The sequence below is a fragment of the Candidatus Cyanaurora vandensis genome (genome assembly GCF_013285555.1).
Classification (GTDB): Bacteria; Cyanobacteriota; Cyanobacteriia; order Gloeobacterales; family Anthocerotibacteraceae; genus Cyanaurora; species Cyanaurora vandensis.
This window is the reverse complement of record NZ_JAAXLT010000203.1, coordinates 1-11172: the sequence shown is the minus strand read 5'-3', so window position 1 is coordinate 11172 and position 11172 is coordinate 1. Positions and strand designations below refer to the sequence as shown.

8 protein-coding genes, 1 tRNA gene and 1 pseudogene are annotated in these 11172 nt (G+C 55.3%); 2 read left to right on the top strand and 8 right to left on the bottom strand.

The genetic code is table 11. The features are described from left to right. The 4 genes from gyrA to HFM78_RS14375 all read right to left on the bottom strand — a co-directional run. Nucleotides 1–1963, bottom strand: a 1963-nt coding sequence (gene gyrA, locus HFM78_RS14390) for a DNA gyrase subunit A (RefSeq protein ID WP_287130147.1), incomplete at its 3' end; no start/stop codon positions are given. Nucleotides 1964–2196: 233 nt separating this feature from the next. Further along, nucleotides 2197–4188, bottom strand: coding sequence for a secretin N-terminal domain-containing protein (locus HFM78_RS14385; RefSeq protein WP_287130146.1), 1992 nt, complete (start codon nt 4186–4188; stop codon nt 2197–2199). Between the two features lie 9 nt (nt 4189–4197). Then, the gene (locus tag HFM78_RS14380; protein ID WP_287130145.1) at nt 4198–5004 is read right to left on the bottom strand and encodes a hypothetical protein; all 807 of its coding nucleotides are present in this window, start codon (nt 5002–5004) and stop codon (nt 4198–4200) included. 27 nt (nt 5005–5031) lie between these two features. Continuing rightward, nucleotides 5032–6525: a GspE/PulE family protein gene (locus HFM78_RS14375; protein WP_287130144.1), complete on the bottom strand. Its 1494-nt coding sequence runs from the start codon at nt 6523–6525 to the stop codon at nt 5032–5034. A gap of 137 nt (nt 6526–6662) precedes the next feature. On the opposite strand from HFM78_RS14375, the gene HFM78_RS14370 reads away from it, so the two are divergent. After that, the gene (locus HFM78_RS14370) at nt 6663–7232 is read left to right on the top strand and encodes a photosystem I assembly protein Ycf4 (RefSeq protein WP_287130143.1); all 570 of its coding nucleotides are present in this window, start codon (nt 6663–6665) and stop codon (nt 7230–7232) included. On the opposite strand, the gene HFM78_RS14365 is transcribed toward HFM78_RS14370, so the two are convergent. Next, a complete protein-coding gene (locus HFM78_RS14365; RefSeq protein WP_287130142.1) occupies nt 7229–7597 on the bottom strand; it encodes a P-II family nitrogen regulator in 369 nt (122 codons plus the stop codon). The two genes, HFM78_RS14370 and HFM78_RS14365, sit on opposite strands and share 4 nt — an antisense overlap. 572 nt (nt 7598–8169) lie before the next feature. After that, a tRNA-Gly gene (locus tag HFM78_RS14360) sits at nt 8170–8240 on the bottom strand. A 112-nt stretch (nt 8241–8352) separates the two neighbouring features. Here HFM78_RS14360 and HFM78_RS14355 point away from each other — a divergent pair. Next, entirely contained in the window at nt 8353–9093 is a 741-nt protein-coding gene (locus tag HFM78_RS14355; protein WP_287130141.1) for a 7-carboxy-7-deazaguanine synthase QueE, read from the top strand. On the opposite strand, the gene HFM78_RS14350 is transcribed toward HFM78_RS14355, so the two are convergent. Beyond that, the gene (locus HFM78_RS14350) at nt 9090–10550 is read right to left on the bottom strand and encodes an aldo/keto reductase (RefSeq protein ID WP_287130140.1); all 1461 of its coding nucleotides are present in this window, start codon (nt 10548–10550) and stop codon (nt 9090–9092) included. The two genes, HFM78_RS14355 and HFM78_RS14350, sit on opposite strands and share 4 nt — an antisense overlap. A gap of 120 nt (nt 10551–10670) precedes the next feature. After that, nucleotides 10671–11172: pseudogene (locus tag HFM78_RS14345) on the bottom strand (hypothetical protein); the annotation flags it as partial.

Below are 11172 nucleotides of genomic sequence, written 5' to 3'. Positions count from 1 at the left end.
GTTCGTCACCCTCCTCTAGGTCAATGGCAATCAGGCCGTTGGTGCGGATATGGGCGAAGGCTTTGAGGTCGGTCTTTTTGATGTAGCCCTGCTGGGTCAACATGACCAGATACTCATCGGTCCGCTCAAAGTCGTGGACCGGGACAATGGAGGTAACTTTGGCCTCCCCGCTAATCGGCAACAACTGGACGATGGGCATCCCCCGTGTCGTCCGCGAACCGACCGGGAGTTGGTAGCCCTTGAGCGCGAAGACCGTGCCCAAGTTGGTAAAAAAGAGGATCGTATCGTGGTTAGAACAGGCAAAGAAATGCTTCACCCCATCGTCATCCTTAACCTTCCCGCCAGACTTGCCCCGCGTGCCGCGACTCTGGCAATTAAAAGCGTTACTCGGCATGGCTTTGACGTAACCCTGTTCCGTCAACATGACCAGGATTTCCTGGTTGGCAATCAGGTCTACGTCTTCTAGCTCCCCCTCGCTAAACTCAATGACCGTGCGGCGGGGATTGGCAAAACGGGTTTTGAGGTCGAGTAACTCAGTTTTAATCATCTCCAGAATGCGGGGACGACGCTCCAGGATGTCTGTCAGGTCCTCGATCCGCAGCATCAAGGTCCGGTGTTCTTCTTCTAGTTTGTCCGCCTCCAAGGAAGTCAGGCTCCGCAGCTGCATCCGCAGAATGGCATCAGCCTGGGTCTCCGAGAGGTCATAGCGGGTCATCAACTCTTGCTTAGCCGCAGGGGTATCAGTGGCATTACGAACCAGCGCAATCACCGCATCTAGGTGCGTCAGAGCCGTAAGCTGGCCCTGCAAGATGTGGTCACGTTCGCGGACTTTGTTGAGTTCGTAACGAGTCCGTCTCTCGATTAATTCAATACGGAAGTTGATAAAGACTTCTAACGCTTCTTTGAGGGTCATCACCCGTGGCTTGCCCTCGACAAGGGCCAGCAGCGTTACCCCGAACGTCACCTGTAGGGGCGTGAGCTTGTAAAGGTTATTGAGGACGACTCTGGGGTGGGCATCGCGCTTGAGTTCGACGACAATCCGAATCCCGGTGCGATCCGATTCGTTGCGTAAATCAGCAATTCCGTCGAGGCGGTCATCGTTGACCAGTTCACTAATCTTAAGTTCGATGGCCTGGGAACTGACTTGATAGGGTAATTCGGTGATGATGATAGCTTGCCGCTCGCGGGTGGTGGCTCCCCGGGTAATCGTTTCAATCTCCGCTTTGCCACGTAAGGTAATTGAGCCCCGGCCCGTGTGGTAGGCATCGCGAATCCCGCCGCGCCCCAGGATTACCCCAGAGGTCGGGAAATCCGGTCCGGGGATGTGTTGCATCAGTTGGCTAATACTGGTATCAGGCTGGTCAATCAGGGTAATCAACCCCTCCACCAACTCACTCAAGTTGTGGGGCGGAATATTGGTTGCCATCCCGACTGCGATCCCCGAGGAACCATTTAGGAGTAACTGGGGGAGACGGGCCGGGAGCAGGGTCGGCTCTTGCTGAGAACCGTCAAAGTTATCTTGAAAGTCAACCGTATCGGATTCGATATCAGTCAGTAGGGTCTGGGCTGAGAGTTGAGTCAGACGGCATTCGGTGTAGCGCATCGCCGCCGGGGGATCATCATCAATCGAGCCAAAGTTTCCGTGGCCCTCAATGAGCGGCATCCGCATTGAGAAGTCCTGAGCCATGCGGACCAAGGCATCGTAGAGGGCACCATCGCCGTGGGGGTGATATTTGCCCAACGCGTCCCCGACCACCCGCGCACATTTACGGAAAGGGCGGTCTGGGCTGAGACCCAACTCGTGCATGGTGAAGAGAATCCGGCGGTGGACGGGCTTGAGTCCATCCCGCGCATCGGGGAGAGCACGCCCCACAATCACGCTCATGGCGTACTCTAGGTACGAACGCTGCATCTCACTCCGCAGGTTCGCCGTCACGATCCGATCCGCCGCCGCACCACTCATGCAGGTACTCCTAAGAACAGTTAAGAATGTATGATTTTGCGTCCAATCCAAGCTGTGAAGAGGTATCTTTCACAGAAGCGCAAACTTAATTCTAGCACGCTTTTATGGTTGTAAATTCAGGGGTGTCCACCCGTCCCAGCTAGCTATAAACCACCGGGGATGTTTCCCTAGAGCAAAGATATTTAATTGAAGTCTATTCAGGATTTTTCAGCTAACCGTAACTTACGCCAAACTTATTTGGGCGGGATGAGAGTATCTGGGAAGATCTTAAGCGCGTCTGGAATGATGTCGAGTCTCGTACCGCCCACCGGAGCCTCTTGAATCGGCGGCTGGGTCGGGCGACGGTTGATGTAGGCAGTAACAAAGACCAGCAACTCGCTGGAAGTCTCAATCCGGTTCGTGCTTGAGAAGAGATCGCCAATGAAGGGAATATAGCCAATTATGGGCAGCCTTGAGCGGGTCTCAGTGCTCTGGTTTTGGATCAAGCCGCCAATCTCAATCGTTTCACCGTCTCGTAAAAGGACTTTACTGGCAACCCGGCGCGAGTTGAGGTTGGGTGGAGCTACGGTATCACCGGGTACCGCAACTGTTGGCGCAGAGGTAGAGGAGGCTTGGATCTGGATATCCGTAAACACATTGCCATCCGCCTGGACCGTCGGCGTAATTTGTACCGTGGTCGGGACATTGATCGTCTGGAGCGTCTGGCTGGGCACAGTCGAGGAACCGGAACTGACTGCTGTCGAGAGGGTGAAGTTAACCTGCTGGCTTACGTCAATGGCGGTAGTCTGTCCGCTGATGGCAGTTACCTTAGTATCGGTAACTAGCCTGCCTTTCCCACTCTGAATCAGCCCGCCTACCGTAGTCAAAATACGTTGGAAATTGTTGAGAAGCAAGACGGTAAAAGGGTCATTGGCAAACACCCCGAGTAAGTTTCGTCGGTCCTGACCAGTGACCCCGGCTACAGTATCACCACCGCCGAGATAAGCCGCTACAGCCCGATAATCTTGAGAACCACTTTCAGTAAGTTCAACGATCTTGACCCCGAAGCTCACCGTGGGGATTGGGGTGTCCAGTTCTTTGATAATGCTCGCGATCTGGGTTACGAAGGAGGGCGGGCCGCTCACAATTAGGGCGTTGCGGGGTTCATCAATCTTGATCCCCTGGCTGAGGGCGGCGAGGGACGGGGGGAGTTGGTCAAAGAGATCCCTGACTTTACTGTTACTCAAACGAAATACTTTTAGGGTCGAAAAAGCCTTGGACGTGGGCGTGCCCGGAGTCGCATCGCCCACCCGGTACACATTCCCGGCACGGCTGTAACCAAAGGTTGTTCCAGCCAACAATTGTTCTAGCGCGTCAGTGAAGGTGCGGTTGACCAAGCGCACGGAGACCTGTTCGTTGATCTGTCCGGTCAGGATCAATTCCACGTTGGCTTGGTTCGCCATTTCCTTGAGGACGCGGCTGAGTTCGGTGTCATTGGCAATAATCGAAACTAGACGGTCGCCGGGGTCGTCGTCGGGGGAACGGGGGCGCGGGTCACCGATATCTTTGATCCCGTCATCACTCGCGGGGCCGCCCTGGGGATTGGGCGGGCGTTGGAAGACGACGTATACTTCTCCCTCCCGCCGGAACTGTAGGTTGGCTAGGGCGACGACGGATTTGAGGGCATCCTCAAAAGTTGCATTTTCAAGATTCAACGTGACCTTAGACTGGACCTCGGGGCTGGTGACAATGCTAGTCCGGCTGATCCGACTCAACAGGGTCAAGGTATCGCGTACTTCCTGGCTCCGGGCCTTGAGGGTGAAGCGTTCGACAGGCTTAGCTGGGACGGTTGTGGTGAGTTGGGCCTGGGCCTGGGCAACGGGTTGGCCTTTGGTTGTCAACTGGACGGTCAAGGTCCGGTTCTCATCGCTCGGCTGAAACTGATAGGTCGTGTCGGGCTGGGTAAAAGTCAGCCGGACGGTCACGCCCTCGGTGCTTTGGTTGAGGATTACACTGCCAAAATTAGTCGGTAGGACGGCGGGGCGGGTCTGTCCCAGGGTCGCCCCTTTGAGCAGGAGAACTAGGGCTTTATCTACCGTGGGACGCACTTCGTAGGTCAGGCCCTCCTGGGCTTTGATGACCACCCCTTGACTGGGTGCAGGCAGCGGTTCAACGCCCTGTAACTCGGGAGCCGCCCACACCGGGAGGGTGACCAACATACTCACAACAAAAGCAGCACAGCGCATGGTGAAGACCTAGAGGACCAGAGTGAGTGTTTGTTTACCCTTGGCAATCACGACCCCGCCACTACCCACGGAGCGGACCAACCAAGAACCCACCCGCACACCTTTAGCAGCGTCAAGGACTTGTTCACCTATTTGGACTTGGGCCAGCCAACCCACAGTCGGGGAGTAGGCCAAAGCAACCAAGCTAGGAATGGGTTCGAGGGGGGCAGGCGGCGGCGGGAGGCGTCCACTGGGCGGCGGTAAGGGGGTGATCTGCGAGGGTAAAGGCTGGATGACAGGCTTAGCAGCAGCAGGGGGCACAGTGAAGGGGTTGGCGCGACCAACATCTTGTAGGACTTCTTTGAGGTCCTCTTTAGTCAAAGACGGGTAGGGACGAGCTATGGCTGTTGTGGAGGGAGCCGGGATGGGTGGGAGTGTTGTTTGGGGGATGGCTGCCGTTGTTTCCGTTGGGCTAGCTGCCACCGTCTCGATGGGGGATGTTGTGGTCGTGGTAGCTCGACGACGGACGGGGCGCGTAATAGAGGGCGAGGCAGTGGTGGTGGTGATCGTGGCTGGATCAGGGGTAGAGACGGGATTAGGGATAATAACGACAGGCGGCGGCGGCGGCGGAGTTGCGAGGAACAGGATGAAGAAAGTGCCTAGCATAATCACCGAACTCACTCCCAGAACCGTGAGCCAGGGTTGTTCTACCGTGGGAAAACCCTTGGGTAAGAAGCTGGGGGCCGGAGACGAAGGCAGAGCCGAGGCGCGGCGGTCCTCCCGTTCCCAGGGGAACAGACCGTTTTCGTCAGGACCCTCCGGGGGCATCATTGTCATCGGCACACCTCGTTTCCATCCATCAGTTTAAAGGCTCACCACGCGCAGAATTTCCTCAATTGTGGTCTTACCCGCCATCACCTTTTGCAGACCAGCCTCACCCAGGGTCGGTAGCCCCAATTGCCTGAGGTGAGCTTTCATATCCATAACGCTAGACTGCCCATGGATCATCTGCCGAATGATATTATCCACGGGCATGACCTCAAAAATCCCCTCCCGGCCCCGAAAACCTACCCCCTGACACGCCTCACAGCCCGTAGGCTTGACCCAGCGCACTTCATCGGTCTGCGGGAGGCTATCGGACAACCCCAGACGGGTCAGGTCTCGCGCTGTCGGACTGAAATAGGTCGCACAACGGGGACAGGCCCGCCGCACCAACCGCTGCGCTACTACCCCAAGCAGGGCCGCAGAGATGAGGTAAGGCTCCACGCCTAGGTAAATTAAACGGTTGACCGTACTTGGCGCATCGTCGGTGTGAATGGTCGCCAGGACCAAGTGCCCCGTCACTGCTGCCTGAAACACGGTCTGGGCCGTCTCCGGGTCCCGGATCTCCCCGACCATGATGATGTCCGGGTCCTGACGGAGGATCGAGCGCAGGCCCCCAGCAAAGGTCAGCCCCGCCTTCGGGTTCACCTGGACTTGGTTGACGCTAGAGAGTTGGTACTCAACTGGGTCTTCAATCGTGACGATATTTTTATTGGGGTTAAGTAGACGCATCAAGCTCGCGTAGAGCGTACTGGTTTTGCCCGAGCCTGTGGGTCCAGTGATGAGAATCAGGCCCTGGGCGCGGTCTAGCCACTTGGTATAGACCTCCAGCGTCTGCTCGACCAGGCCTATTTCCTCAAGAGACATGAAGCGGTTGGATTTATTCAGTAACCGGATCACGGCTTTCTCGCCATGCAGGCAGGGTAAGGTACTGACCCGTAAATCCAGCGTCGTCTTGCCCAGCGTCTGGGTAGAACGCCCGTCCTGGGGGGTACGTTGGTTGGCAATATCCAGATCCGCCATGACCTTGACCCGTGCCACGATTAGCTTCTGCCATTCCACGGGCAAGAGTTCCACTTCCTTAAGCAGACCGTCCACCCGGTAGCGCACCAGCAGACCCTCGGGCATGGGTTCTAGGTGAATATCTGAAGCCCGTGACTCCAGGGCCCGCATCAAAAGACCCTGGACCTTGAGGCTAATTTGTTGTTCATCGGGCTGGTCGCCATTGGTGACGACCGTGAGTTGGGTAGCAGCGAGGACCTGGGCATCCAGATTTTCCTGGCATAGCTGTAACCAGAGGTTCCGTTCGGTCTCCGGCAACAGACTGACTCGGAGGTCGCTTTTGAGGCGGCCCGAGAGTTGGGCGCGGTAGGCAGAGTCCGGTTGACGAAAACAACCGATATGTAAACGGTTATTCTCCAAAGCCAAGGGCACCACCTGCTGTAACTCAGTCCCTAAAATGCGGGCGATGGAGCGGATTAGCCGCCAATCCAGGATGTGGCCCGCCAACAGTTGCGATTCATAAACAGAGGTCATGGTTTGTCAAGGGGTAAGCGTGCAGTTTTCAGTCCCTCTTCTAGAAGAAGACCCACAGGGGTTTGTTCCCATTCCCATCGCCCGCAAAAGATTTTGATTGCCCCTACAATGTATAAAAAGTTGTACTGCGTGTGTCCATGGCTCCCATTCAACAAACGGTAACCCGTCTCCGCTATGAAGTTGCCGGAGCGCGTCGCCTCAGCAGTTACTTGACCGCCCTAGCCTTGACGATTGGGGGTCTGGGTTTCCTTCTAGCGGGGTTATCCACCTTCGCTGGGGTCAACCTCTTACCCTTCACCGATATTGTCGGCAACCCACAATTTAATAAGTTCCCCCAAGGCGCAGTCCTGAGTGCCTACGGTGCATTGGGGAGCTTGTTCGCGCTCTACTACTGGTTGACTATCTTTTTAAATGTCGGTGCTGGCTACAACGAATTCGACAAAAAGTCCGGTAAAGTCACGATTTACCGTTCAGGCTTCCTCGGCAAAGACCGCCACGTCAACATCCAGTACCCCCTAAACATGATTCAGGGTATCCGGGTTGTATTGAAGGACGGCCTTAATCCACGCCGACTCATTTATTTAAAAGTGAAAGGTAAGGGGGACATCCGCCTCTCCGGCGTAGAGCAGCCCCCCACCTTAACTGTGCTTGAGGAACAGGCCGCGACGATGGCCCAGTTCCTCGGCGTCAGCATCGAAGGGATTTAGGAAACAACCGCTGATTCAAGAGCCGGAGTGAGAGCGTTCTCGTTCTCTTCCCCAGTACGGACCCGGACGACCCGCGAGATGGGCGTGACAAAAATCTTGCCATCCCCAACCGACCCGGTACGGGCATTGGCCACCAACACATCCACTACACTGTCCGTAATATTCTCAGGAACTACAACTTCCAGCTTGACCTTCTTAATAAAAGTCGCCTCATAGGAAGTTCCCCGGTAGCTGTAATGGTTCCCGCGCTGCCGCCCGAAGCCCAGCACCTCTGTCACCGTCATCCCACCAATTCCCCGTGCCAAGAGCGCGGTACGAACATCATGTAATTTCTCAGGACGAATAACCGCTTCAATTTTGTTCACGCTCAATCCCCTACTGAATACTTTTCAAACATAGCATTTAGTAGCATATGTTACATAAAGCTCCTGTAAAAATGTCTCTTTCGATAGAGAGACCCCTCCGCCCCATACCCTGAAGGGCATAGGCGTGGTGGGGAACCAAGACCACGAAGCCAGAAGAGCGTAAGAGCAGTTACTAGCTTATGGCTTCTCCCCGTTAAAAAACCGCTGTGAGCCGCAGCTTGAACCCCATCCAGGCTTACATGTGCCACCCTGTGGGTAACCGGTGCTTGGCAAGAAGTCTCAGCAAGATTGATGACGATACATAGACTATCATCACCCGTCGCTTTGCGTAAGTCCTAGTTTATTCGCGAACTCGCGTCAGAGTTGATCCTGACGCATCTCCTCGCGGCGGTCCTGCTCCTCATTGAACCACTGGATTAGCATGGCTTGGCCTTCGCGCAACTCCGCGACTGATAAGCGCAAATCGCTGACGAGTATCCGTATTTCAGCAATAGCTTGGGTATTAATTGCAGTCTGGCGGGCGATGAGTCAGATGATTTCTTGCTCAGTCACCCGGTTTCTTTGGTGAGGATAGCGGGTGATGGGAATCGAACCCATTACTACAGTTTGGAAGACTGTGGTTTTACCAGTAAACTACACCCGCTTGGTGCAGGCTTTATTTTATCACTACGGACACAGGGCAGCGACGGGAAGAATCAGCAGGTAACAAGCCAGACTGTTAAGGTTGAAAGCTATAAAGCAGCAGGATGAAGGTGATGGAAGCTTGGCTGGTAGAAGTCTTCTCAGCGATCCAGGGGGAGGGTCCGCTAGTCGGGGAGCGGCAACTGTTTATCCGCTTTGGGGGGTGTGACCTGCGCTGTAGCTGGTGCGATTCGCCCCAGACCCACAGCGTAACTAAAACTGCACGGGTGGAACAACACAGCGGGGCACGGGACTTCATCATCATCCAGAATCCGGTTTCAGTAGAGCAGTTGGGGCGTTGGGTGAGTTTATTACAAAAAGATTATCCCCACGCTCATTTGAGCTTGACCGGGGGAGAGCCTTTATTACACCACCGCTTTTTACAGGCTTTCTTACCCCAATGTCCCATTCCAGCCTATTTGGAGACCGGGGGACATCATCCCAAAGAGTTGGCGGCAGTCTTACCCGCTCTGGCTTGGGTCTCAATGGACCTGAAGCTTCCCTCTGCTTGCGGGGAGCAGCCCCTCTGGACTGAACATGAAGAATCTCTCCGGTTGTGCGTGGACCAAGGGGTACAGGTATATACCAAATGGGTCATCACTGGCGATACGGACCCAGCGGATTTGAATCGGGCGGCGCAACTGGTGGCGGGAGTAGACCCGGATATTTTAGTTGTCCTCCAGCCGGTCACGCCTCAGAATGGAGCCATTGCCCCCACACCGGCCCAAGTCCTCGCTTGGCAGAGTGGACTCAGCCGCCGACTCAACCGAGTCCGCGTCATCCCCCAGACCCACAAACTCTTGGACCAACTCTAGACCGTCACTTGGGCTTGGGCGGTACGGTTTTTGCTATCGCGGACTCGGACCGTGTAAGCGGTCCGGGTGGGATTGTTTTCAGTGAATTGGTACCGGGCAGTCGAGGTCTGGGCAGTGTGGGTCTGGGTAGTCAAGACACTGCCAGCGCGGAGGATATCGTAGGACTGGAGCGGGGAATTCCCAGCGTAGGGAGTATCCCAGGTGAGGGTGATAGTCTGACCTTGGCGGGTGCCTTGGAGGTTGCGCGGGGGTGTCAAATTAATCGCGTCAGTCTGGAAGTAGTTAGTATCGCCCAAGGTCGCTGTCTTGGCCTCTAGATCGAGTTGGGCATTGGCACTCATCGGGGTCGTAACTTGGGCGGCTTGAATGTTAGAGATGAGTTGGTCTTTGGTCGGGTCATTGCTGGGGTCAATCTTGCCAATTCCCGTCAGGGCCACTGCCACACCGGGCTGGCTCAAGGTGTATTGAATCAATGCTTTGGAAGATAAAAAAGGCGAACCGACCTTGAGATATACGTCGGAAGCGTCATTGGCAAAACCAGGCTTACGTCCGTAGTAGGTAGCATCCCCGAAGACCTTCATGGCGATAATCCCTAGATCAAGGGCGCGGGCAATCGGCAAGACATTGTAGCGGTGGTTGAGATAATTCAGGTCGTTGGTATTGAGCGAGACCAGCAACGTCTCAAGGATATCGCGGCTGTCGCGCTGTAAACAATCCATCAAAACCGGGGAACTCCAGTGTCCACTAATGCCTAGATGCCGGATTACACGCTCACCCTTGGGATTGAGCCCAGTGCGGTTGGTGCCATCTCGTAGATCTAATAACCCCGCTAAGGCTCCGATTGTCGTCAACCCGGGATTTGCATCATTGAGACGAGCGTAGATAGCATCTACTTCCCCAATTTCAGTCAAGTTGTGAATTTGTACTAAATCCAGATAGGACCCAGCGGGATAACTCCCTTGCCCATTACCAAAAATCTGCGAGAGGGAACGGCGTACATCATCTACTGCGCCGATAATCCCAGTCCCATCAGACCGGCGATAGATATAAGGCAAGGCGGCTCCACTGTAGCGGCTGTAGCGCATATGGGTTTTAGTAGCGAGAAACAACGCACTCCGCAACCCCGCGTCATAATCCGTGCGCCCAGGGATAAGCGCTAGCTCCTGAAAAGCCTGTCCAAAATTAGTTTGGCTCGGACCATAGATGTTCGAGGTATCCAGATAGGTCACCCCTTCACCAATCGCCTTGGTAATGATCGCCACCGGGTCAATCCCCGCTCCGGGCCACTCAATCGAAGCCTGTCCACCTAACCCCAAGGTTGTCACTTGACGTTCAGTCCGTCCCAGACGACGAGTCACGAGACGGGTCGTTTGTGCCTGTACGCCTTGCCCCAGAGCCAGTACTGCCGCACTAGCTTGGAGGACTTGACGGCGTGTAAGTCTTGGTTCAATGGTCATGTTGTAGTTCCAACCCCTACCGCTATGGTGCTAGCCAGAGCAGCCAATCGGTAAGCTGCCCCTGGGATAGGTAACATAGCTTAGGTGTTCTGAGAATTAAAACCGTGTTTCCCGTGCTTCCTAAGGACGAAACAGTGTCCGTACAGGCGGGCCTTGACGAGCACTAGGGGCATAGAGGGGGAGTTGACCTTGGTACCAAGCCGCCAATTGACCGTGGGTTGTACCCCAACCAGGACCAGAGACATGGTGCAAGGCCCAGCGTAATTCGTGTAAACCCTCCAATAAACACTGAGGCGAGAGCCAGTACTGTTGGCCTAGCCCGAGGAGGTTACAGGTCGCTCGGGGCTGGGTGAGAGTGGTCAAAAGCAGTTCTAGGACTGCTTCCCAGTCCAGGACGGGCACGGGTTGGAGTAATAGATGGACTTGACGGGGCTGGCTATGGGCAATTAGCCAGTGCCCATGGAGGGGCGAGGGGGGCTGGCTCCAAAAAACTAAGTGCTGATAATCCTGATTAGGGAGCGGACGGTCAAGATCTACACCGGGTAGGATAGGACGCTCATAGCCATAGAGTAAGACCGTCCCGGTTTCTACGAGTCCTGCGATATAGCTCAGGGGGTCGGGG